Source organism: Streptomyces sp. NPDC094147 (genome assembly GCF_044764265.1).
In the GTDB taxonomy this organism is placed as follows: Bacteria; Actinomycetota; Actinomycetes; order Streptomycetales; family Streptomycetaceae; genus Streptomyces.
The window spans coordinates 33,032-55,627 of sequence record NZ_JBIWHT010000002.1; the positions used below are offsets into that span (position 1 = coordinate 33,032).

The window sequence follows — 22,596 nt, forward strand, 5'->3', positions numbered from 1 at the left end:
GGGGTGCCTGGGGCTCTGCTCCCGGCACCCCGCGAGGGCTGCCTCACGTCCGGGCCACCGGCACCCCCATGACCTCCCTGGCGTGCCGGTCCGGGACCATGCCCAGCTGCCAGGCCTGCCAGCCGGCCTCCAGCGAGACGCCGCGCTCCAGCATCAGGCCGAACGCCTCCGCGCAGTCCTCCAGCTTGCTGTCGCGGAAGTCGTGGCGGGCCCGCAGCAGATCGGCCAGCTCCTCCTGCGCCACCGCGCTGGCGACGTCCACCCCGCCCGCGCCCGCGTACGGCAGCAGCGTGCAGCGCAGGAAGCGCGACCAGTCGCCGCCCCTGCGGTCGTCGTACGAGGCGAACAGCGCCGTCGCCTCGTCGCACAGCGCCAGCGCCGGGCCCGGTCGGTTGTTGCCCGCGTCGATCAGCGCAAGCTCCAGACACGTCCAGGCCTCGCCGTGCGCCACCCCGATGCGGTGGAAGTCGGCGCGGGCGTCCACCAGGAGCTGGCGGGCGAACCCGGAGTTGCGCAGATTGCCGGTCTGGGCGGCGCGCTGGTCGCGGGTGACCCGGCCCGAGTGGTGGCGCGTACAGGCAAGCCCGTACACATCGCGCATCCGCGAGAACATCGTGCGGGCCCGCTCCAGCTCGCGCACCGCCTGGTCCCGGTCGCCGCGCTCCTCAAGGGCCTGGCCCAGGTAGTACAGCGTCCACGCCTCACCGCGCGCGTCCTCCTGCTCGCGGTGGCGCGACAGCGCCTGGCGGAGCTGGTCGACCGCCGGGGCCGGGTCCCCGTCGACCAGCCGGGCGCGGGCGAGCTGGGTCATCGCCCACGCCTCGCCCCGGCCGTCGCGGGTGCGCCCGTACATGTCGAGCGCGGTGCGCAACTCGCCCTCGGCGCGCGGCACATCGCCCATCCGCAGACACAGCTGGCCCAGCTGGAAATGCGTCCACGCCTCGCCGTGCAGCGACTCGTTCTCGCGGTGCAGTTCGAGCGCGGCGGCCAGCAGAGTCACCGCCTCCGACAGGTTCGCCCGGTCGCGCTCCACCGCCGCGAGCGCGTGCAGCGACCAGGCGCGGTCACCGGAGAGCTCCTCGTCGGCCTGGAGGCCGATCGCCTCGCGCAGCTTGGCCGCCGCCTCGGCCAGATTGCCCTGATGGTGCAGCGTGATGCCCAGCGAGCACAGCGCGAGCGCGGCGCCCGCCACGTGCTGGGCCTCGCGGTACAGGTTGACCACCGAGGACAGCGTCGTACGCGCCGTGTCGAGCTCGCCCAGCTGACGTGCCGCGATGCCGGTACGCCACTGCACCGAGCGGACCAGGAGGCCCTGGTCGACGGCCTGCGTCAGCTCGCTGATCTCGCCGAGCCGGTACAGGTCGCCGCGCAGCAGACAGTAGTCGCACAGCGCGCCCAGCAGACTGAGCACGGCCTCCTGGTCGACGCCCTCCGCCTGCCGCAGCGCCGCCGTGATGAAACTCGACTCGTCGTCCAGCCAGCGCAGCGCCGCGTCCAGCGAGGCGAAACCGTGCCCGCCGAAGTGGCCGGCCCGCGTCGACATCTTGCCGTCGACCATCCGGCCGACCGCGTCCGCGAGCTCGGCGTAGTTGCGGATCAGCCGCTCCTGCGCGGCCACCCGCTCGGCCGGCTCCTCCTCGTCCGCGAGGCGGGCCTGCGCGAAGGACCGTACGACGTCGTGCAGCCGGTAGCGGCTGCCGCGCACGTGGTCGATGAGCCCGGCCGCGGCCAGCGCGGCGAGCTGGCGCTGGGCCTCCTGCTCGTCGGCCGCGAGCAGCGCGGCGGCCGCCGCCGCGCCCAGCGAGGCCCGGCCCGCCAGCGCCAGCCTGCGCAGCAGCCGCCGGGCGGGCTCGGACTGGTCGGTGTAGCGCAGCCACAGGGCCCGCTCGGCGGGCGCCACCGGACCGTACGCCCCGAGGTCCGCGGCCAGCGCCCGCGCCGAACGCGGCCCGAGCGAAGACCCCGCGATCCGCAGCGCCAGCGGCAGACCGCCGCACAACTGCCGTACCAGCTCGGTCGATTCGGCGTCGTAGGGACCCGAATCCTTCTCCTCGGCGGCCTCCCGCAGCAGTTCCTCCGCGCCCGCCGAGTCCAGCGGCTCGACCGCCAGCTGGTGCACCCACGCCGGGAAGTCGGCGGGCAGGTCGAGCGGCTTGGAGGAGGTGACGAGCACCAGGCCGTCCGACCGCTCCGGCACCAGCGTGCGCACCTGCTCGGCATCGTCGGCGTCGTCCAGTACGACGGTGATCGCGAGGCCCGTCAGATGCTGGTGGTAGAGCTCGGCGAGGCGGCGCACCTGCTGCTCGGGCGACGACCGCTCCCGGAAGAGCAGCTGCTCGCGCGGTGCGCCGAGCCGGTTCAGCAGGTGCAGCAGCGCGTCCCGGGTCGCCAGCGGGCCCTCGCCCGACAGGCCCCCGCCGCGCATGTCGACCAGGCACGCGCCGCGGAACTGGTCGCGCAGCCCGTGCGCCGCGCGCAGCGCGAGGGTGCTGCGGCCCGAGCCCGGCGCGCCGTGCAGCACCACGACGGTGGGGCGGGTCTCCGTCGAGGCGCGGGCCGCCTGCACCCACTGGCCGATCCGCGCCAGCTCCGCCCGCCGCCCCGCGAACGGGCCCTGCGGATCGGGCAGATGGCCGAACGACTGCTCAAGCACCGACCTGCGGCGGGCCGCCGCGCTCTTGTCCGTGCCGCGCAGCTGCGTCGGCACCTTCTTCTGCGGCGGTTTGACGTTCACCGCCCGCTGCTGGTCCAGGAACGGGCGCAGCCCCCGCACCTCCAGGGCGGTCAGCCACTGCAACCGCAGCTGCTCCAGGCCGCCGGGCTGGCCGAGCGCACCGGCCCGCCGGTGCGCGGCCGGCAGGTGCGAGGCAGTCACCCTGGCGACCGTCGCCGCGGCCCCGGCGACCGCCACGGCCGCCCCCGCCCCGACCGCGTTGCCCGCATGGACCCCGAGCGCGATATCGGCGACCACCGCAGCGACGGCGCCGACTCCCGTTGCCAGCAGCCCTGTTGACCCGCCCTCACGCCTGAACCGCTCCCCGAACGAAAGCTGCCCGGCCGCCGCCTCGTCCAGCGCGTCGGTATAGGCCGTGTACTCCTCCCCGGCGCTCTCGGCCAGCGCGTCGAGCGCCGCCCGGCCCCGCGACAGCAGAGCACTCCCGTCGGACCGCCCGCCGGATCGCCGTACCTCTTCCTCCACGGCCCGAACCAACAGCCGCTCGGCCTCGGCCCGATGGCTGTCCCGCATGTGCGTCCCCCTCCGAGAGCCGGTCACTCATTGCGACTCCAAGTGTCCTGCGTGACGCGCGTCGGCGCGAGGGAGTCTGCGGATCATCTCCCGTGTGGGGGAGGATGCCCTCATGCCGAACCGCCTCGCCCATGAGACGTCCCCGTACCTCCTCCAGCACGCCGACAACCCCGTCGACTGGTGGCCCTGGTCGCCCGAGGCCTTCGAGGAGGCCCGGGAACGCGGGGTCCCGGTGCTGCTCAGCGTCGGATACAGCAGCTGTCACTGGTGCCACGTCATGGCGCACGAGTCCTTCGAGGACGAGACCACCGCCGCCTACCTCAACGAGCACTTCGTGAGCGTCAAGGTGGACCGGGAGGAGCGCCCCGACATCGACGCCGTCTACATGGAGGCCGTGCAGGCCGCCACCGGCCAGGGCGGCTGGCCCATGACGGTGTTCCTCACCGCCGACGCCGAACCCTTCTACTTCGGTACCTACTTCCCGCCCGCGCCCCGGCACGGAATGCCGTCCTTCCGGCAGATCCTGGAAGGCGTGCGGACCGCCTGGACCGGTCGGCGGGACGAGGTGGGCGAGGTCGCGGGCAAGATCGTACGAGATCTGTCCTCCCGTGAACTCGCCCACTCGGGCACGGAGGTGCCCGGCGAGTCCGAACTCTCCCAGGCCCTGCTGGGACTGACCCGCGACTACGACGAGAAGCACAGCGGGTTCGGGGGCGCGCCGAAGTTCCCGCCGTCGATGTCCCTCGAATTCCTGCTGCGCCATTACGCCCGCACCGGCGCGGAGGGCGCCCTGCAGATGGCCGCCGACACCTGCGAGGCGATGGCCCGCGGCGGCATCTACGACCAGCTCGGCGGCGGCTTCGCCCGCTACTCGGTCGACCGCGCCTTCGTGGTGCCCCACTTCGAGAAGATGCTCTACGACAACGCCCTGCTGTGCAGGGTCTACGCGCACCTGTGGCGGGTCACCGGGTCGGAGCTGGCGCGGCGGGTCGCCCTGGAGACCGCCGACTTCATGGTGCGGGAGCTGCGGACCAACGAGGGCGGGTACGCCTCCGCGCTGGATGCCGACAGCGACGACGGGACCGGGCGGCACGTGGAGGGGGCGTACTACGTGTGGACGCCCGCTCAGCTCGCCGAGGTGCTGGGGGAGCGGGACGGGCAGGCGGCCGCGCGGCACTTCGGGGTGACTGAGGAAGGCACCTTCGAGGAGGGCGCCTCCGTCCTCCAACTGCCCTTTGACGGCGGCCCGTTGGACACCTCCGTACGGGAGCGGCTCCGGGCCGCGCGCGAGCTGCGGGAGCGCCCCGGGCGGGACGACAAGGTGGTCGCGGCCTGGAACGGCCTGGCGGTCGCGGCGCTCGCCGAGACCGGCGCGCTCTTCGACCGGCCGGACCTGGTCGAGCGCGCGACCGAGGCCGCGGATCTGCTCGTACGGGTCCACCTGGACTCCCACGCACGGCTCGCCCGCACCTCCAAGGACGGTCAAGTGGGCGCGAACTCCGGGGTGTTGGAGGACTACGCCGACGTCGCCGAGGGCTTCCTCGCGCTCGCCGGGGTGACGGGGGAGGGGGTCTGGCTGGAGTTCGCCGGGTTCCTGCTCGACATCGTGCTCGACCAGTTCGTCGGCGAGGAGGGCGCGCTGTACGACACGGCGCACGACGCGGAGAAGCTCATCCGGCGGCCGCAGGACCCGACGGACAACGCGACGCCCTCGGGCTGGACGGCCGCCGCGCAGGCCCTGCTCTCGTACGCGGCGCACACCGGCTCCGAGGCGCACCGCAGTGCGGCGGAGGCGGCGTTGGGGGTGGTCGGCGCGCTCGGGCCGCGGGCGCCGCGGTTCATCGGGTGGGGGCTCGCCGCGGCCGAGGCGCTGCTCGACGGGCCGCGCGAGGTGGCGGTGGTGGGGGCGCCCACCGATCCGCGGACCGGGGCGCTGCACCGGACGGCGCTGCTGGCGTCGGCGCCGGGGGCGGTGGTTGCCGTCGGTTCGCCGGGCGGTGAGTTTCCGCTGCTCGCGGGGCGGGTGTTGGTGGACGGCGGGCCGGCCGCGTATGTGTGCCGGCACTTCACGTGCGATGCGCCGGTGACGACGCCGGAGTCCCTGGCGGAGGCGCTGAGCTGATTTCCCCACCCCGCCCCTTCCCGGGACCCTCCGGGGGATGGGTGGGGTGCGGGCCGGTGGTCCGGGGGCGGAGCCGTCGGCAATGGCGGGTGGGTCAGAGGGGCAGGCCCGACTCCAGGGCGTTCAAGGTGTCGTTGAGCAGGACCGGCAGGTCGTCGGCGTGGGCCCGCTCGGCCCAGTACACCGTCGTCTCGTGGAGCGCGCCCAGGGTCGCCATCGCGAAGACCCGGAGTTCCAGGTCCGTCGCCCGGCGGCCGGTGCGCTCCGCGAGCACCGCGCAGAGCTGCTGGCTCGTGGTGGCCATCGACTCCATCATGCGGGCCCGCAGCGCGGGCACCTCCGCCATCAGCCGGGTGCGCTGGACGGTCTCCTCGCGGTCGTGCAGCAGGGCGAGCCGGACCGCCTCGGTGATGACCTGGCGGAGCGATTCGAGCGGGGGCTCCGACGCGGGCCGGGCGCGCAGCTTCTCCATCATGACCGGGTCGAACTCGTCGATCAGGACGATGTCTTCCTTGGTGGGGAAGTAGCGGAAGACCGTGGACTGGGAGACCTCCGCCGCCTCCGCGATCTGCTCGACCGTGGTGGCCTCGTACCCCTGCTCGGCGATCAGCCGGTAGGTGGCCCGGCGGATCGCGATGCGGGTCTTGATCTTCTTGCGTTCCCGCAGGCTCAGCTTCGGCTGGAGGCTCTCGGCCAGGGAACCGAGCGAGCCGAGCGGGCCGGGGGAGAGCGGGGGGCTGGTGCGAGAGGTGGCGGCCATGGTCGTCATTGTCGGGTATCGCCGCCGCGCGGGGCGCCGCCGCCGGGCGCGGACCTGCGGATTCGCCCCGGGGAGTTATCCGTGCTGGTACGCCACGAGCGAGATGCCCACGTAGTGCACGACGAACGCTGCCAGCGTCAGCGAGTGGAACACCTCGTGGAAGCCGAAGAAGCGGGGTGAGGGGTTGGGGCGTTTGATCCCGTAGATCACGCCGCCGGCGCTGTAGAGCAGCCCGCCCACGATGACCAGGACGAGCACCGCGATGCCGCCGGCCCGCATGAAGTCGGGCAGGAAGAACACGGCCGCCCAGCCCATCGCCAGATAGCAGGGGGTGTAGAGCCAGCGCGGGGCGCCGATCCAGAACACCCGGAAGGCGATGCCGGCCGCGGCCGCCGCCCAGACCGCCCACAGCAGCACGCGGCCGGTGGAGTCGGGCAGCAGGAGCAGGGTGAGCGGGGTGTAGGTGCCCGCGATGATCAGGAAGATGTTGGCGTGGTCGAGGCGGCGCAGAATCGCCTCGCCGCGCGGTCCCCAGTTGCCGCGGTGGTACAGGCCGCTGACCCCGAAGAGCAGACAGGCGGTCAGAACGTAGATCCCGCACGCGATCCGGGCCCTGGTGGAGCCCGCGAGCGCGGTCAGGGCCAGGCCCGAGATCAGCACGGCCGGGAACATCCCGGCGTGCAGCCAGCCCCGCAGCTTTGGCTTCACCTGTTGTGTCACCGGGTCGATCGCGGGTGCCGTCACCTGATCAGTCATGGTCCGAATGCTACCTACGGGCCCGTAGGTTACGCATAGGTACGGCCTGTTACGGAACGTCCGCCGGCCGTCCGGTAAGTGAACGGCAAATGGCAGTTAAGAAGGCGGTAAGTGGTGATGCTCACGTGAGAGGCCCCCTGGACATATGGGCGAACGACGCGGAAGATCAGATGAGTGCGGTCGGCACCGGATGAGCGCCAAGAGGAAGCAGGGGGCAAGCATCCGGGTCGCAGCCCCCACGGGGCGGCAATGAAGAAGTACGTCAAACCCGTCCAAGACCCTCACCAAGGAGCGATCGTGGCGCGCGATATCGCGGCTCCCTTCTCAGCCCCCACCAAGCACCAGGAACTGATCTCGTGGGTGAACGAGATCGCGGAACTGACCCAGCCGGACAGCGTGGTCTGGTGCGACGGATCCGAGGCCGAGTACGAGCGCCTGTGCGGGGAGCTCGTCGCCAGGGGCACCTTCAAGAAGCTCGACGAGGCCAAGCGCCCCAACTCCTACTACGCCGCCTCGGACCCGTCCGACGTCGCGCGGGTCGAGGACCGCACCTTCATCTGCTCCGAGAAGGAGGCGGACGCGGGCCCGACAAACCACTGGAAGGCCCCCGCCGAGATGATGGAGATCTTCGCGGGCGAGAAGGGCGTCTTCCGCGGGTCGATGCGCGGCCGCACCATGTACGTCGTCCCCTTCTGCATGGGCCCGGTCGGCTCGCCGCTCTCCGCGATCGGCGTCGAGATCACCGACTCCGCCTATGTCGCCGTGTCGATGCGCACCATGACCCGCATGGGGCAGCGCGTCCTCGACGAGCTCGGCACCGACGGCTTCTTCGTGAAGGCCGTGCACACCCTGGGCGCGCCGCTCGCCGAGGGCGAGGCGGACGTGCCGTGGCCTTGCAACTCCACCAAGTACATCTCGCACTTCCCCGAGTCGCGCGAGATCTGGTCGTACGGTTCCGGCTACGGCGGCAACGCCCTGCTCGGCAAGAAGTGCTACGCGCTGCGCATCGCGTCCGTGATGGCGCGCGACGAGGGCTGGCTCGCCGAGCACATGCTCATCCTCAAGCTGACCCCGCCGAAGGGCGAGCCCAAGTACGTCACCGCGGCCTTCCCGAGCGCCTGCGGCAAGACCAACCTCGCCATGCTGGAGCCGACGATCCCCGGCTGGACCGTCGAGACCATCGGTGACGACATCGCCTGGATGCGCTTCGGCGAGGACGGCCAGCTGTACGCCATCAACCCCGAGGCCGGTTTCTTCGGAGTCGCGCCCGGCACCGGTGAGCACACCAACGCCAACGCCATGAAGACGATGTGGGGCAACTCCGTCTTCACCAACGTCGCGCTGACCGACGACGGCGACGTGTGGTGGGAGGGCATGACGGAGACCGCGCCCGCGCACCTCACGGACTGGAAGGGCAACGACTGGACGCCCGCGTCCGACACCCCGGCCGCCCACCCCAACGCCCGCTTCACCGTGCCGGCCGGGCAGTGCCCGATCATCGCGCCGGAGTGGGAGGACCCCAAGGGCGTGCCGATCTCGGCGATCCTCTTCGGCGGCCGCCGCGCCTCCGCCGTGCCGCTGGTCACCGAGTCCTTCGACTGGAACCACGGTGTCTTCCTCGGCGCGAACGTCGCCTCCGAGAAGACCGCCGCCGCCGAGGGCAAGGTCGGCGAACTGCGCCGCGACCCGTTCGCGATGCTGCCGTTCTGCGGCTACAACATGGGCGACTACATGGCCCACTGGGTCAAGGTCGGCGCCACCGCCGATGCCGCCAAGCTCCCGAAGATCTACTACGTGAACTGGTTCCGCAAGAACGACGCGGGCAAGTTCGTGTGGCCCGGCTTCGGCGAGAACAGCCGCGTCCTGAAGTGGATCGTGGAGCGCCTCGAAGGCAAGGCCGAGGGCGTCGAGACCCCCATCGGCATCCTGCCGACGAAGCAGTCCCTCGACACCGACGGGCTCGACCTGCCCGAGGCCGACCTCGACTTCCTGCTCAAGGTCGACAACGAGGTCTGGCGCGAGGAGGCGGCACTGGTGCCCGAGCACCTCAACACCTTCGGCGACCACACGCCGAAGGAGCTGTGGGACGAGTACCGCGCCCTGGTCTCCCGCCTGGGCTGAGCCGCCCCGCCCCCGAACACCCCCCGGCCCGGCCGGCCGCCTGTCCTGGCCGGCCGGGCCGGGGGTCCTCGCGGCGGGTCGGTCCGACATCCGCCCTGACCTGTGGGGTCACCCTCGACCCGCCGCGTGCCCACCGGCCCCCGGAGCCCCCTCACGGCTCCGGGGGCCGGTCGCTTTTCCGGGCGCGGGTCCTCAGCGCAGCAGCCAGGGCAGCGTGCCCAGGACCGCCAGTACGGCGCAGACCGTGAAGTTGACGCCCTTGTGCGCGAGGAACACCGCCGCGAACTCGCGGATCGTCGCGCTGGGCCAGAAGTACGCCGCCGTGGCCGCCCCCACGACCTGCCCGTTGACCCCCGTCCTGCGCGCCGTCAACGCCGCCCGGAACGCGTGGAAGTTGTTGGTCACGATCACACACGTGTAGCCGGGCGACCCGGCGGACATCAGCGCCGCGCTGTAGCGCAGGTTCTCCTCGGTCGTACGGGACCGGTCCTCGCGCAGGATGCGGTCGTCCGGGAACCCGCGGGAGGTCAGGTAGTCGGCCATGGCGTGGGATTCGGGGAGGTTCTCGTCGGGTCCCTGGCCGCCGGAGGTGATGAGCAACGGCCGGTTGCCCAGGGCCACTTGGGACTCGTACACCCGGCGCCCCCGTTCCAGCCGGCTGGCCAGCAGCGGCGGCACCCGGCTGCCGCCGATGAGCCCGGAGCCGAGGACGACCACGTAGTCGACGTTCCGGCGCGGCTGGAGGCGCCCGTACAGGAAGGCGTACCCGATGAAGCAGAAGAACAGGAACGACACGTAGCCGACGATCAGCAGCAGCGTGGCGGCGATGGCCCCGAGCGTGCGCGAGCCGCTGGCCGCCGCGGCGAGGAGCAGCGCGATGAGGCCGAAGATGCCGAGCCCGGCGAGGAAGGACAGCAGGTTGGCCGGGCTGCGCCCCTCCTTGCGGATCATCTTCACGCCGTTGGCGAGGAGGAAGAAGGGCAGGACGAACGCGCCGAGGACCGGGACGAGGAGGACGGCGACCGTGACCCACTTCAGGAAGGGGTGGGCGGGCCCGCTCGTGTCACTGACCAGTTCGAGCAGGGCGAAGGTCAGGAAGACGACGGCGAGGCCGAGGTAGACGGCGTTGCTGAAGCGGCGGCGGTCACGCAGGACGCCGATGCCGAACAGGAGGAGGAACAGGGCCGCGAGGGCATAGGCGAACACGCCCATATGGTAGGCAGCGGCGGGGGTGGCCTGCGCCACGAGCTGATCTGATGGATCGTCAGAACCCGGTGCGGGTGGCGTCGTTGCCGAAGAGGGGCACCCGGTCCGCGGACCTCCGCGGCTCGCGGACCGGGGCCGGTCGGGGGCCGCTCAGGAGGCGGCGGTGAGGGGTCGGGCCGCGGCGTGCGCGTCCATGCGCTCGGCCGCCAGGATCGCGACGGCGGTGTCGGCGCGCGAGGCGGCGACCACGAGGGCGCGGCCCGCGAGGGCGTGGGCGCGGGTGTGCAGGGCGTCGGCGTCGGCGCGGCTGAGCCCGGCGTGGCGGACCGGCGGCAGACCGCCGCGCAGCCGGGCGACCTGGCGCGCGATGGCGTCCCCGGCTTCGGTGAGCCCGAGCTCGTCGGTGACGGCGAGCAGCGCCGAGAGGTGCCCGGCGAGCTGGATGTCCAGCTCGTCCTCGCGGGAGCGGTGCGGGAGCGGTGCGCTGTCGGCGGCCACCGTGTGGACCGACTTGGTGCGGATCGGTTCGTACATGGGATGGCCTCCTGGGTGTCTCAGGAAGCCATCCTAGCTTAGATTCTGTCTAAAGTTGAGTCAGGGCTAGAGGATCGCTCGATGCCGGGTCGCGGCTGACCGGCTACATCTGGCTGTAGCCGTCCAGGAACTTCCCGATCCGGGTCACCGCGTCCGCCAGATCCTTCGTGGACGGCAGGGTCACGATCCGGAAGTGGTCGGGCTCGGGCCAGTTGAAGCCGGTCCCGTGGACCACCATGATCTTTTCGGCCCGGAGCAGGTCGAGGACCATCTGCCGGTCGTCCTTGACCTTGTATACGGCCGGGTCGAGCCGCGGGAAGAGGTACAGCGCGCCCTTCGGCTTCACGCAGGTGACGCCCGGGATCTGGGTGAGCAGCTCGTACGCCGTGTCCCGCTGCTCCAGGAGCCGCCCGCCCGGCAGCACCAGCTGCTCGATCGACTGCCGCCCGCCGAGCGCGGTGGCCACCGCGTGCTGGGACGGCATGTTCGCGCACAGCCGCATGTTGGCGAGGATGGTCAGACCCTCGATGTACGAGGACGCGTGGGCCGTCGGCCCGCACACCGCCAGCCAGCCGGAGCGGTAGCCGGCCACCCGGTAGTTCTTCGAGAGGCCGTTGAAGGTGAGGACCATCAGGTCGGGCGCGATCACCGCGGTCGGGGTGTGCGTCGCCCCGTCGAACAGGATGCGGTCGTAGATCTCGTCCGAGCAGACGACCAGGTTGTGCCGCCGGGCGATCTCGGTGAGGCCGCGCAGCATCTCCTCGTCGTACACCGCACCCGTCGGGTTGTTCGGGTTGATGATGACGATGGCCTTGGTGCGGTCGGTGATCTTGCGCTCGATGTCGGCGAGGTCCGGCATCCAGTCGGCCTGCTCGTCGCAGCGGTAGTGCACGGCGGTGCCGCCCGCGAGGGAGACGGACGCGGTCCACAGCGGGTAGTCCGGCGCCGGGACCAGCACCTCGTCGCCGTCGTCGAGCAGGGCCTGCATCGACATCTGGATCAGCTCGGAGACGCCGTTGCCCAGGTAGACGTCCTCGACGTCGAGCTCGATGCCCTTGGTCTGGTAGTGCTGCATCACCGCGCGGCGCGCCGACAGCAGGCCCTTCGCGTCGCCGTACCCGTGCGCGCCCGACAGGTTGCGGAGGATGTCCTCCAGGATCTCCGGCGGGCACTCGAAGCCGAACGCCGCCGGGTTGCCCGTGTTCAGCTTCAGGATGCGGTGGCCCTGCGCCTCCAGGCGCATGGCTTCTTCGAGCACCGGGCCCCGGATCTCGTAACAGACATTGGCGAGCTTCGTCGACTGGATCACCTGCATGACCGCCACCTTACGGGCGCGTTTCGCGGGTCGCCTCGCCTTTACGCCGGGCGGGCGTGCGGGGCGGTTCGCGGCGGCTTCCATCGCAATGTGCGGGTTGCCTTCGGGGCGGGGGAAGGGTGGGTGGTGGGGGTGGTGGGGCTTGGATGTTGGGTGCGGGTGCCTGGGGGGTGAGATTTTCCCCACCCCGGCCCCTCCCGAACCGGGGGCTCTGCCCCCAGACCCCCGCTCCTCAAGCGCCGGAGGGGCTGGGTTTTTGGGGCTCAGAGTTTTCATGGTGCGGGACTTGCCTGATGGAAACAGCCAGTACCGCGACCCCCGCCGACCACCCCAACATCAACCCCCACACCAGCCCGAACACCACCCCCACCACCCCATAGCCGATCCAGCCCTCTGGGCCCGACTCGACCATCCTGGCCGTGACCAGGCCGCGCCATGCCCCTGCCGTCGCCGCGCCGGCGATCAGGGCCGTCCAGCCTGCCAGGAGCCGGCGCAGGCGGCTCGCGTCCGGGTGCAGGCGCAGGTGGCGGCGCATGCGTACGGCGGCCACGGTCACCAGGACCGCCACCGCGAAGTCCTCGCAGAGCAGCCGCGTCCACCCCGTACTGCCCAGCGGCACCACGCGCAGGGCGGGCAGCGCGAACGGCACCCCCAGGGCGCTCGGCACCAGGGTCGTCCCCTCGTGCGCGGTGAACGCGGTCAGCACCGGAGTGAGCCCGAGGAGCAGCGCGAGCAGCAGGCAGACCCCGGCGACGGCGGCCACCGCCGCCTCGATTCTGGGCGGACGCATGGCCGGACCCTAGGGCACCCGACAGCCGTTGAGAAGATGCTGAACAATTCTCAACTATGAGTGTGAGCAGGGGTGTTGGATGACGGAGGGAGCGTCTAGGGTCCGGCCATGCGGCGAGGGCGGGCGGTCAGGTGGACGGTTGCGGGTGCGGTCGTGGCGGTGGCCGCCGCGCTCCTGGTGGCGGTCGGGCCCCCGCGGGCCGGTCCCGTACGCACGGCCGCCGGTCACCGCTGGATCACCGACGACCAGGGCCGCGCCCTCGTCCTGAACGGACTGAACACCGCCAGCAGCGCCAAGTCCCGCCCGGACGGCCTCCCTTGGATCAAGGAGGCCGACGTACAGCGCGAAACGGACCAGCTCGGCTCCGATTTCGTCCGCCTGCTCATCCAGTGGCGGAACGTGGAGCCGCGACCGGGGGAGTACGACGACACCTACCTCGCGCGGATCGCCGAGCGCGTGCGCTGGTACGGGGCGCGCGGCTGCCACGTGATGCTCGACATGCACCAGGACGTCTACGGCCCCGCCGTCAAGGGCAACGGCGCGCCCGCCTGGGCGACCGAGGCGGAGGGGCTGCCGGTCGCCGAGCGGGGACAGTGGGAGCTCAAGTACATCGAGCCGGGGACGGTGCGGGCCTTCGACAACTTCTGGGACAACCGCGCGGCGAGCCGCGATCTGCGCGGGCACTACGCCGCCGCCTGGGCCCATGTCGCCCACCGCTTCGCCGGCGACCCCGCCGTCCTCGGCTACGACCTGATGAACGAGCCCTTCGGCGGCAGCGTCCAGGGACCCGCCTTCGAGGCGGGCCCGCTCGCCGCCCTCTACCGGCAGACCATCACCGCGATCCGCAGGGTCGACGCCGACTCCTGGATCTTCGTGGAGCCCGAGGCCGTCAGCGCCAACTGGGGCCTGCCGAGCGGACTTCCGTATCTCAGGGACCCGCGCGGCGACGGGGAGAAGGCGCGGATCGGCTACGCGCCGCACCTCTACCCCCTCCCCATGGACCTCGGCGGCGGCTACACCGGGGACGCCGGGAAGTGGGTGGACCGTACGCTCGGCTCCTGGCGCGAGCAGACCGAGAAGACCGCCCGCCGGCTCGGCGCCCCCGTCCTCATCGGAGAGTACGGACTCGACGTCACGCTGCCCGGCGCCCTGCGCTACGTCGCCAAGGTTCGGGCGATGGCCGAGGGCATGGGGGCGGGCACCGCGTACTGGTCCAACGACCCGGGATCCTGGGCCCCTTGGGACCAGAACCTCAGGCCGACCCCGCTGCTCCCCGTCCTCGACCGGCCCGCACCGAGGGCGATCGCCGGAGACCCGGTCTCGTACGCCTGGGACGAGCCGGGCCGCACCCTGTCGGTGAGCTGGCGTCCGAGGGAGGGCGTACGCGGCGACACCGAGGTGTACCTGCCCGCCCGCTACTTCCCGCGAGGAGGCGTGGTGGACGGTGGAAGGGCGGGGGTGTGGGACCCCAAGTCCCGCATTCTGCACGTCACTTCGGGCGGCGGAGGGCCGCAGGGAACGACGGTGAGAATCCACCCGAGGACGTGACCGAAAAGGTCGTGCCCAGGCTGTCGAGAAGGCCACGGGGACGTATTGAGCCATGTCCGCCATCGCGGTGTTGTGTCGGGCGGCGGGCTGTTCCTAGCGTGCTGCCGTCCGTCCCGCACGCTCCCGAGGAGGCAGTCGTGACGACCGACCGGGCCCGTGGACGGCTGCGCTGGCGGGAGCTGCTGGCCGCCGCGCAGCGCGAGTACGACGCGCCGGCTCCGCGCTACGACAGGGTGATCGAGCTGCTCGACCACGTGGTCGGAGCCGCCGTCGACCCGGCCGCCGTGCCCGCCGGGACGCTGCGCAGCGCGAAGGCCCTCCAGGCCCTGGCGCTCACCCAGCTCGCCTACTCCGCCGACTACGGCCCCCTGCGCACCGTCTACCTGACGGCGGCCCGCGCGCTCTCCACCGCGGCCCTCAGCGCGCCCCGGCCGTACGCCGTACCGAGCGGCCCGCCAGTACGCCGGTCCGCCTGCCGTCCTCGATGACGAACTTCCCGTCGATCAGCACGTACGGAACGCCGGTCGGCAGCGTGCGCGGCGCCTCGAAGGTGGAGCCCGCGGCGACCGTGTCCGGGTCGAAGAGGACGAGGTCGGCGCGGTAGCCCTCGCGGACGAGCCCCCGGTCGGGCAGCCGCAGCCGGGCGGCCGGCCGGCCGGTGAGGTGAGCCACCATCTCCTCAAGCGGCAGGACCCCCAACTCCCTTGCGTATCGCCCGAGATAGTGCGGGAACGTGCCGTAGGCGCGCGGGTGCGGCTTGTCCCCTTGGAGGATCCCGTCGCTGCCGCCGGTGTGCACCGGATGCCGCATGATCGCCCGCACGTTCTCCTCGTGCCCGACGTGCTGGAGGATGGTCGAGCCGAGACCGTCGTCGATGAGCAGCCGGCGCGCGGTGGCCCAGGGGGACTCGCCGCGCCGGGCGGCGGACTCGGCGACGGTCCTGCCGACACAGCCCGCGAGCCCGGGATCGCTGACGCCGGAGATCTCGATGGTGCCCCAGTCGATGGGCACGCCGTGACACCCGTCCGCACCGACGACCTCCATGTGGTGCCGGATGCGCTCGGCGGTCTCGTCGTCCCGGAGCCGCGCGAGAACGGCCTCGGGCCCGCCCGCACCGGCCCAACTGGGCAGCATGGCCACGAGGGTCGTACACCCCGGGGTGTACGGATACGTGTCGAGCGTGATGTCCGCCCCGGCGGCCAGCGCCCTGTCGAGCAGCGCGAGCAGTTCGGGTGCCCGGCCCTTGTTCACGCCGAAGTTCATGGTGGCGTGGGCGAGGTGCAGCGCGCAGCCGGCGTCCCGGGCGAGCGTGACCATCTCCTCGTACGCGTCGAGGGCGCCCGCGCCGTAGGAGCGATGGTGAGGGCAGTAATAGCCGTCGTAGCGCGCGACGACCCGGCACAGCTCGGTGAGCTCGGCGTCAGGGGCGTACATGCCCGGGGTGTAGGTCAGCCCGGACGACATCCCGACCGCGCCCTGCTCCATGCCCTCCGCCACCAACTGGCGCATGCGGTCGAGCTCTTGGGGCGTCGCGGGCCGGTCGTCCCAGCCGACGGCGTACATCCGCACGGTGCCCTGCGGGATGAGGTAGGCGGCGTTGACGGCGATGCCCCGGTCGAGCCGGTCGAGGTATTGGCCGACGGTGCGCCAGTCGAAGTCGATGTCGCTGCCGTCGCCGTTCCAGCCGGTGATGGCCCTGCGGACCTCGGCGAGCGTGCGGTCGTCGGCGGGCGCGTAGGAGAGCCCGTCCTGCCCGAGGACCTCCAGGGTCACCCCCTGGGCGGCCTTCGCACTGTGGTCCGGGTCGCGGAGCAGGGCGAGGTCGGAGTGGGCGTGCATGTCGATGAACCCGGGGGCGAGGACGAGGCCGTGGGCGTCGAGGGTACGGGTGGCGGTGAGCGGGGGTTCGCCGGGACGCCGGATTGCGGCGATCCGGCCGTTCTCGATGCGGAGTTCGGCGGGGTAGGAGGGGGCGGCGGTGCCGTCGATGACGCGGGTGCGCTTGATGAGTAGGTCCATGGGGTGGCTGCCTCTCTCCGTGGTGCGGGTCTTTTGTGCCCCTCCCCGCCCCTTCCCTCAACCCGCCGGGGGTGGGGGGGGGAAGGGGGCTTCTCCGGGGGCTGCGCCGGGAGGAAGGAGCCTTCTCCCGGGGCTCCGCCCCGGACCCCACCTGGGGGCCGCCCCCAAACTCCGCTCCAAGGTCGCGCCCCGGATCCCCGGCTGAGGGGGCTGGGGTACATCAAGCCCCTCCGGCGTTCGAGGAGCGGGGTCCGGGGCGGGGGCCCGTCGGGGTCGAGGGGCGGAGCCCCTCGTGGGGGTAAGGGGGCGAAGCCCCCAGGGGGGTCTGGGGCGCAGCCCCGGGGCTTGGCGTTCTCAACCCTGAGCAACGGGCGGGTGGGTGGGCACCCCCCGGGGGTCCGGGGCGGAGCCCCCGAGGGGGTGCAGGGGCGGAGCCCCGCCAGGGTTCGAGGGGCGGAGCCCCTCAGGGGGTCTGGGGCGCAGCCCCAGGGGCCGGGGCTTCCCAACCCCGAGTCACGGGCGGGTGGGTGGGCACCCCCCCCGGGGTCTGGGGCGGAGCCCCAGGAGGGGCCGGGGCCTTGCAACCCCGTGTCACGGGTGGGTGGGTGGGCAACCCCCCCCGGCTCAGAAGAACGTGCGGATGTAATCCGACACCGTCCCATCCCGCTCGACCAACGGAATCAGCTGCCACTTGTCGAACACCGTGCACGGATGCGAAAGCCCCAGCCCCACCCAGTCACCCACCGACAGCACAACCCCCTCCTCCGTGCGAAGCCACCCGTGCTGGTCGGACAGCCCCGTCACCGCGATCCCGGACGCCGCACGGACAGCGCCCGTCACCGCGTCGCGTACGACCTGCGCCTCGGGCAGATCCAGGTCGTACGCCGCGTCCCGCTTGCCCGCGTTCACGAAGGCCTGCGTGGCGGAGGGCCGGGAGACGACCTGGGCCCAGAGCCGGAAGGCGGGCTCCAGCGCGCCCTCGCCGGGGACCCGGTTGAAGGGGGTCAGCTTCCGGTAGTGCCCTGAGTCGTGCGAGACGTACGCACCCGAGCGCAGCAACTTCAGTACGGGCAGGGAGAGTTCGGGGACGGCCGCGAAGGACTCCGCCACCGTGTCGAACCACGCCGAGCCGCCCGCGCTCAGCACGATCTCCGCAAGCCCGGCGAACCGTCCCGCCCGGTCGAAGTCCACCACCAGCGAGACCAGGCGGTCGAGGTAGGCCCGTACCCGCTCGGGATCGGCCTGCGGCACCTCGCCCTCGTACCCCGCGACCCCGACCAGGCGCAGCGTGCCGACGCCCGCCACCGCGTCCGCGACCGCCGCGCACTCCTCGGCCGTACGGACCCCGGTGCGCGCCCCCTCGCCCGCGGCGAGTTCCACCACCACGTCCACCGGCCGGGCCGCGCCCCGCAGCGCCGCGTCCATCAGCTCGACACCGCGTACGGAGTCGACGTAGCAGATGAAGCGGAACTCCGGGTCGCTCTCCAGCTCCCCGGCGATCCAGCGCAGCGCGGCCGGGTCGACCAGCTCGTTCGCGAGGAACACCCGCTGCGTCCCGAACTCCCTTGCCACCCGCACCTGGTGGGGCACCGCGAGGGTGATCCCCCAGGCGCCCCGCTCGATCTGGCGGTCGAAGAGCTGCGGCGCCATAGTCGTCTTGCCGTGCGGCGCGAAGGCCAGGCCGTGGCGCTCGGCGTACGTCTCCAGGAGCGCGAGGTTGTGCTCCACCGACTCGGCGGACAGCGCGAGGACGGGCGTGGTGAAGCCGCCGGTGAACAGGTTGCGGCGCTCGGCGGCGAGCTCGGCGACGGTGAGTCCCTCCGCGTCCGGCGGGAGCGCCTTGAAGCGGTGGTCGACGCGTCCGGCGCCCAGCTCCTTGAGCTTCTGGACCCGCTGTTCGCGATCGGTGACTGCCACGGAAACCTCACCCTCCTCGGGGATGTTGTTGCAGTATGTGCAACGACCATTGCGCGTGTCGCTTAATGCTGTCTAACATCCGGGCCAACGCCCGGTCAATGACCGGTCCCGGCCGCCCGCCAGCGAGGAGCCAGCAGTGACCACCGGAGCCCCAGCCGCCGACACCGGTGTCGATGTCGTCTGCCTCGGCGAGTCCATGGTCACCTTCCTGCCCACCCGGCCGGGCCGCCTCGCCGACGTCCCCGCCTTCGAGCGGACGATCGGCGGCGCCGAGTCCAATGTCGCCTGCGCGCTCGCGGCGGCCGGGCATCGGACGCAGTGGGTCAGCCGGGTCGGCGCGGACGGCTTCGGCGAGCATCTGGTCGAGGCGATCGGCTCGTACGGGGTCGACGTGAGCGCGGTGCGACGGGATCCGGCGCGGCCCACGGGGATCTACTTCCGCACCGCCGACGACCGGGCCGCCGGAGGGCACGAAGTCCTCTACTACCGGGGCGGGTCGGCCGCTTCCGCGATGTCGCCGGCGACGGTGCCGTACCGGGAGCTGTGGGGCGGGCGGATGCTGCATCTGTCCGGGATCACGGCGGCGCTCTCCGACGACTGCCTCGCGCTGATGCGCGAACTGGTCGTGCGCCGGGCCGGTCGGCCGCTCGTCTCCTTCGACGTCAACCACCGGCCGGGGCTGTGGCGGGACGCGGCGGGGCCGCGGGTGCTGCTCGAACTGGCCCGGGGCGCGGATGTGGTCTTCGTGGGGGAGGACGAGGCGGAGTCGGCGTGGGGGCTGCGCGGTGCCGCTGCCGTACGGAGTGCGCTGCCCGAGCCGGAGGTGCTGGTGGTCAAGCAGGGAGCCGCGGGGGCGACCGTGTTCGCCCGGGAGGAATTCCCCACCCCGCCCCTTCCCGCTGTGACACTCAGCGGCTCCGCCGCGGGCCTCCGGGGGGTGAGCGCCGGGGGCGGGCCGTTGCCGGGGGCGCTGCCCCAGGATTCCCGCCCCTCAAGTTCCCCCAAGGACTGCGTCCAGGGGGGACCTCCAGGGGCTGGGCCTGTTGGGCCCGGGGCTGAGTACTTCGCTCCCTCGCTGCGTATCGAGGTGGTCGCCCCCACCGGCGCCGGTGACGCCTTCGCCGCCGGGTTTCTCTCCGCCACCCTGCGGGGGCTGCCCGTGCGGGAGCGGATCCGGCACGGGCATCTCATGGCCGCCGCCGTGCTCACCGTGCCCGGCGACCTCACCGCGCCCGCCTCGCGCGCGCACGCCGACCGGCTTGCCGGCCTTGATGACGCCGCCTGGGGGAGACTGCGTCTCGGCCCCGGCTGGACGGGGGACGACCAGGAGGTACGTACGTCATGAGCCAGACCGTCGACCGTGCGCTGAGCATCCTGCCGCTGCTCGCCCAGGGCCCCGCCGACCTCGGGCAGGTCGCCGACCGGCTCGGCGTGCACAAGTCCACCGCCCTGCGGCTCCTGCGCACCCTGCACGAGCACGGCCTCGTCTACCGCCAGGAGGACCAGCGCTACCGGCTCGGCGCCCGCCTCTTCGCCCTCGCGCAGGAGGCGGTCGAGAACCTGGACGTACGCGAGATCGCGCACCCCCACCTCGTCGCGCTCAACGAGCGGATCGGGCACACCGTCCACCTCGCGGTGTACGAGGAGGGCGAGGTGCTCTACATCGACAAGGTGGAGAGCCGCTACCCGGTGCGGATGTACTCCCGGATCGGGAAGCCCGTCGCCATCACCGTCGCCGCGGTCGCGAAACTGCTCCTCGCCGACCTGCCCGAGGCCGAGCGCCGCGCCGTCGCGGAGAAGCTCGACTACCCCACCTACACGTCCCGTTCGACGCCCAACGCCGGCGCCTTCCTCAAGGAGCTGGCCGCGGTGCGCGAACAGGGCTGGGCCACCGACCTCGGTGGCCACGAGGAGTCCATCAACTGCGTCGCGGCCCCCGTCCGCGGCGCGGACGGCCGGGTCGTCGCCGCCATGTCGGTCTCCGCGCCGAACGTCGTCGTCACCGCCGAGGAACTCCTCACCCTCCTCCCGCAGGTGCGCCGCACGGCCGAAGCCATCAGCCGCGAGTACTCCGGAAGCCCCGCCAACACCCTTGATGAGGAAGCGAGTTCATGACCGAGAAGATCGCCATCACCCCGTCCACGCACACCACCCCGCCCGCCAAGTTCTCCCACGGGGTCAAGAAGGGCAACATCCTTCAGGTCGCCGGCCAGGTCGGGTTCCTTCCGGCGGTGGAGGGACAGGCGCCCACCCCGGCCGGGCCCACCCTGCGCGAGCAGACCCTCCAGACCTTCGCCAACGTCAAGGCGATCCTGGCGGAGGGCGGCGCGAGCTGGGACGACGTGATGATGATGCGCGTCTACCTCACCGACGTGGACCACTTCGCCGAGATGAACCAGATCTACAACGCGTACTTCGAGGAGCAGGGCCTCAAGGCCCCGGCCGCCGCCCGCACCACCGTCTACGTCGGTCTGCCCAAGGGCCTCCTCATCGAGATCGACGCCCTCGCCGTACTGGACGCGTAACTCCTTGCTGCCCTTAGCCCCACCGCTCGACCCACCGCTCGACCCGCCGCACGGTGCGGCGCCCCGGACCGCCGGGGTGCCGTGCCGCGGTCCCCCCTGCCCTGGAACCACCCTGCCCGACAACGGAGTCAGCCCATGTCGTTCCTCGTCACCGCGGCCGCCGCCCCACCATCCGGACCCGTCCACACCGGCGGCATCCTCCCCCTCGTCGGCGGCACCGCCGGACTGCTGACCGTCGCCGCCCTCGGTATCGCCCTCCTCCTCTTCCTGATCATCAAGGTCCGGCTCCAGCCCTTCGTGGCCCTGCTCGCCGTCTCCATAGCCGTCGGCCTCGGCGCGGGCCTCTCGGTCACCGAGCTCTTCGGTACGGTCCAGAGGTCCGCCGCCGTCTCCACCGTCGAGAGCGGCATGGGCGGCATCCTCGGACACGTCGCGATCATCATCGGGCTTGGCACCATGCTCGGCGCGATCCTCGAAGTCAGCGGTGGCGCCGAGGTGTTGAGCGCCCGGCTGCTCCGTCTGTTCGACGAGCGGCGGGCGCCCCTGGCGATGGGCCTGACCGGTCTCATCTTCGGCATCCCGGTCTTCTTCGACGTCGGCATCTTCGTCCTCGCGCCGATCGTTTACGCCGCCGCCAAGAGGTCGGGCAAGTCGATCCTGCTGTACTGCATGCCGCTGCTCGCGGGCCTGTCGATGACCCACGCTTTCCTGCCGCCGCACCCGGGCCCGGTGGCCGCCGCCGGTCTCTTCCACGTCTCGCTCGGCTGGGTCATCCTCATGGGCGCCCTCGTCGGCATCCCGTCCGTCCTCGCCGCGTGGGCGTACGCCGCCTGGATCGGCAAGCGCATCTTCGTGGCCGTACCGCAGGACATGGTGGAGGCCGCCGAGGAGGCGAAGGCCGCGGTCGCCGCCGAGCAGCGGGCCGCCGGGGTCGCCCCGCGGGAGACGCCGGTGCCGCTCGGCGCGGTCCTCGCCATCATCGGTACGCCGCTGATCCTGATCCTGGCCGCCACCTTCTCCTCGATCGCCCTGTACCTCTCCACCCTCCGCTCGGTCCTGGAGTTCTTCGGCAACCCGTTCGTGGCCCTGACCATCGCGCTGTTCCTCGCGTACTACCTGCTCGGCATCCGGCGCGGCTGGTCCCGCAAGTCGCTGGAGACGGTGTCGACCGCCTCGCTGAAGCCGGTCGGCAACATCCTGCTCGTGGTCGGTGCGGGCGGGGTCTTCGGCGCGGTGCTCAAGGCGTCCGGCATCGCGGACGCGCTGGCCAAGACCTTCAACGACGTGGGCCTGCCGATCATCCTGCTCGCCTGGCTGATCTCCGTCGTGCTCCGGGTCGCCCAGGGCTCGGCGACGGTGGCGATCGTCACGACGGCCGGCATCGTGGTCCCGCTGGTGGAGGGCGGCGGCTACTCGCAGGCCCACCTCGCCCTGATCATCATGGCGATCTCGGCGGGCTCGATCTTCGCCTCGCACGTGAACGACGGCGGCTTCTGGATGGTGGCCAAGTACTTCGGCATCAGCGAACGCGACACCCTGAAGTCCTGGACGGTCCTGGAAACGGTCCTGTCGGTCGCGGGCTTCGCGGTGGCGGCGCTGCTCAGCCTGCTGATCTAGGGGGCCCGGACTCCCGGCGTCCGCGATTTTGATGCCCTCAACTTCGCATGCCCACTTGTCCGTTGGGGTGGCGGCACCAAGAATGACGATGCCCATGACAAGCCGAAAGATCTTCGGCA

At 72.1% G+C, this 22,596-nt stretch carries 17 protein-coding genes; 8 read left to right on the top strand and 9 right to left on the bottom strand.

The genetic code is table 11. The features are described from left to right. Positions 1–43 precede the first annotated feature (43 nt). Positions 44–3,247: a tetratricopeptide repeat protein gene (locus ACIQ8J_RS05575; RefSeq protein WP_403267651.1), complete on the bottom strand. Its 3,204-nt coding sequence runs from the start codon at positions 3,245–3,247 to the stop codon at positions 44–46. A gap of 112 nt (positions 3,248–3,359) precedes the next feature. Between ACIQ8J_RS05575 and ACIQ8J_RS05580 the strand changes: the two genes are divergently transcribed. Further along, positions 3,360–5,369, top strand: a complete 2,010-nt coding sequence (locus ACIQ8J_RS05580; protein WP_403267648.1) for a thioredoxin domain-containing protein — start codon at positions 3,360–3,362, stop codon at positions 5,367–5,369. Between the two features lie 94 nt (positions 5,370–5,463). On the opposite strand, the gene ACIQ8J_RS05585 is transcribed toward ACIQ8J_RS05580, so the two are convergent. Continuing rightward, positions 5,464–6,129: a TetR/AcrR family transcriptional regulator gene (locus ACIQ8J_RS05585; protein ID WP_403267646.1), complete on the bottom strand. Its 666-nt coding sequence runs from the start codon at positions 6,127–6,129 to the stop codon at positions 5,464–5,466. 75 nt (positions 6,130–6,204) lie between these two features. Then, positions 6,205–6,885, bottom strand: a complete 681-nt coding sequence (locus tag ACIQ8J_RS05590; RefSeq protein WP_403267644.1) for a hemolysin III family protein — start codon at positions 6,883–6,885, stop codon at positions 6,205–6,207. Between the two features lie 297 nt (positions 6,886–7,182). Between ACIQ8J_RS05590 and ACIQ8J_RS05595 the strand changes: the two genes are divergently transcribed. After that, entirely contained in the window at positions 7,183–9,006 is a 1,824-nt protein-coding gene (locus ACIQ8J_RS05595; protein WP_403267642.1) for a phosphoenolpyruvate carboxykinase (GTP), read from the top strand. Between the two features lie 192 nt (positions 9,007–9,198). Here the strand turns inward: ACIQ8J_RS05595 and ACIQ8J_RS05600 are convergent, their stop codons facing one another. From ACIQ8J_RS05600 to ACIQ8J_RS05615, 4 genes are all read right to left on the bottom strand, one after another. Then, positions 9,199–10,212: a YdcF family protein gene (locus ACIQ8J_RS05600; protein ID WP_403267639.1), complete on the bottom strand. Its 1,014-nt coding sequence runs from the start codon at positions 10,210–10,212 to the stop codon at positions 9,199–9,201. A gap of 150 nt (positions 10,213–10,362) precedes the next feature. Beyond that, entirely contained in the window at positions 10,363–10,746 is a 384-nt protein-coding gene (locus tag ACIQ8J_RS05605; RefSeq protein ID WP_403267636.1) for a hypothetical protein, read from the bottom strand. A gap of 103 nt (positions 10,747–10,849) precedes the next feature. After that, positions 10,850–12,061, bottom strand: a complete 1,212-nt coding sequence (locus ACIQ8J_RS05610; protein WP_403267634.1) for a pyridoxal phosphate-dependent aminotransferase — start codon at positions 12,059–12,061, stop codon at positions 10,850–10,852. 232 nt (positions 12,062–12,293) lie between these two features. Continuing rightward, positions 12,294–12,851 carry a hypothetical protein gene (locus ACIQ8J_RS05615; protein ID WP_403267631.1) on the bottom strand — a complete coding sequence of 186 codons (558 nt, stop codon included), beginning with the start codon at positions 12,849–12,851 and terminating at the stop codon, positions 12,294–12,296. Between the two features lie 108 nt (positions 12,852–12,959). Between ACIQ8J_RS05615 and ACIQ8J_RS05620 the strand changes: the two genes are divergently transcribed. Continuing rightward, positions 12,960–14,399, top strand: coding sequence for a cellulase family glycosylhydrolase (locus ACIQ8J_RS05620; protein ID WP_403267628.1), 1,440 nt, complete (start codon positions 12,960–12,962; stop codon positions 14,397–14,399). Between the two features lie 137 nt (positions 14,400–14,536). Further along, on the top strand, positions 14,537–14,887 hold the full coding sequence (locus ACIQ8J_RS05625) for an alkyl sulfatase dimerization domain-containing protein (protein WP_403267625.1): 351 nt from the start codon (positions 14,537–14,539) through the stop codon (positions 14,885–14,887). On the opposite strand, the gene ACIQ8J_RS05630 is transcribed toward ACIQ8J_RS05625, so the two are convergent. Further along, positions 14,817–16,418, bottom strand: coding sequence for an amidohydrolase family protein (locus tag ACIQ8J_RS05630; protein ID WP_403267622.1), 1,602 nt, complete (start codon positions 16,416–16,418; stop codon positions 14,817–14,819). The two genes, ACIQ8J_RS05625 and ACIQ8J_RS05630, sit on opposite strands and share 71 nt — an antisense overlap. Positions 16,419–17,042: 624 nt before the next feature. Further along, the gene (locus ACIQ8J_RS05635; RefSeq protein ID WP_403267619.1) at positions 17,043–18,335 is read right to left on the bottom strand and encodes an amino acid deaminase; all 1,293 of its coding nucleotides are present in this window, start codon (positions 18,333–18,335) and stop codon (positions 17,043–17,045) included. A 136-nt stretch (positions 18,336–18,471) separates the two neighbouring features. On the opposite strand from ACIQ8J_RS05635, the gene ACIQ8J_RS05640 reads away from it, so the two are divergent. From ACIQ8J_RS05640 to ACIQ8J_RS05655, 4 genes are all read left to right on the top strand, one after another. Continuing rightward, positions 18,472–19,680, top strand: a complete 1,209-nt coding sequence (locus ACIQ8J_RS05640) for a sugar kinase (protein WP_403267617.1) — start codon at positions 18,472–18,474, stop codon at positions 19,678–19,680. After that, complete coding sequence (locus tag ACIQ8J_RS05645) at positions 19,677–20,450, top strand: IclR family transcriptional regulator (RefSeq protein ID WP_403267614.1); 774 nt, start codon at positions 19,677–19,679, stop codon at positions 20,448–20,450. The genes ACIQ8J_RS05640 and ACIQ8J_RS05645 overlap by 4 nt, the downstream gene beginning before the upstream one ends. Beyond that, positions 20,447–20,860 carry a RidA family protein gene (locus tag ACIQ8J_RS05650; RefSeq protein WP_403267611.1) on the top strand — a complete coding sequence of 138 codons (414 nt, stop codon included), beginning with the start codon at positions 20,447–20,449 and terminating at the stop codon, positions 20,858–20,860. Before ACIQ8J_RS05645 ends, ACIQ8J_RS05650 begins: the two co-directional genes overlap by 4 nt. Positions 20,861–20,995: 135 nt before the next feature. Further along, on the top strand, positions 20,996–22,477 hold the full coding sequence (locus tag ACIQ8J_RS05655) for a GntP family permease (RefSeq protein ID WP_403267608.1): 1,482 nt from the start codon (positions 20,996–20,998) through the stop codon (positions 22,475–22,477). Positions 22,478–22,596 lie beyond the last annotated feature (119 nt).

Bases quoted from the DNA above. Each gene is read 5' to 3' on its own strand.
- ACIQ8J_RS05575 (WP_403267651.1), bottom strand. From the start codon at position 3,247: ATGCGGGACAGCCATCGGGCCGAGGCCGAGCGGCTGTTGGTTCGGGCC.
- ACIQ8J_RS05580 (WP_403267648.1), top strand. From the start codon at position 3,360: ATGCCGAACCGCCTCGCCCATGAGACGTCCCCGTACCTCCTCCAGCAC.
- ACIQ8J_RS05585 (WP_403267646.1), bottom strand. From the start codon at position 6,129: ATGGCCGCCACCTCTCGCACCAGCCCCCCGCTCTCCCCCGGCCCGCTC.
- ACIQ8J_RS05590 (WP_403267644.1), bottom strand. From the start codon at position 6,885: ATGACTGATCAGGTGACGGCACCCGCGATCGACCCGGTGACACAACAG.
- ACIQ8J_RS05605 (WP_403267636.1), bottom strand. From the start codon at position 10,746: ATGTACGAACCGATCCGCACCAAGTCGGTCCACACGGTGGCCGCCGAC.
- ACIQ8J_RS05610 (WP_403267634.1), bottom strand. From the start codon at position 12,061: ATGCAGGTGATCCAGTCGACGAAGCTCGCCAATGTCTGTTACGAGATC.
- ACIQ8J_RS05615 (WP_403267631.1), bottom strand. From the start codon at position 12,851: ATGCGTCCGCCCAGAATCGAGGCGGCGGTGGCCGCCGTCGCCGGGGTC.
- ACIQ8J_RS05620 (WP_403267628.1), top strand. From the start codon at position 12,960: ATGCGGCGAGGGCGGGCGGTCAGGTGGACGGTTGCGGGTGCGGTCGTG.
- ACIQ8J_RS05630 (WP_403267622.1), bottom strand. From the start codon at position 16,418: ATGGACCTACTCATCAAGCGCACCCGCGTCATCGACGGCACCGCCGCC.
- ACIQ8J_RS05645 (WP_403267614.1), top strand. From the start codon at position 19,677: ATGAGCCAGACCGTCGACCGTGCGCTGAGCATCCTGCCGCTGCTCGCC.
- ACIQ8J_RS05650 (WP_403267611.1), top strand. From the start codon at position 20,447: ATGACCGAGAAGATCGCCATCACCCCGTCCACGCACACCACCCCGCCC.
- ACIQ8J_RS05655 (WP_403267608.1), top strand. From the start codon at position 20,996: ATGTCGTTCCTCGTCACCGCGGCCGCCGCCCCACCATCCGGACCCGTC.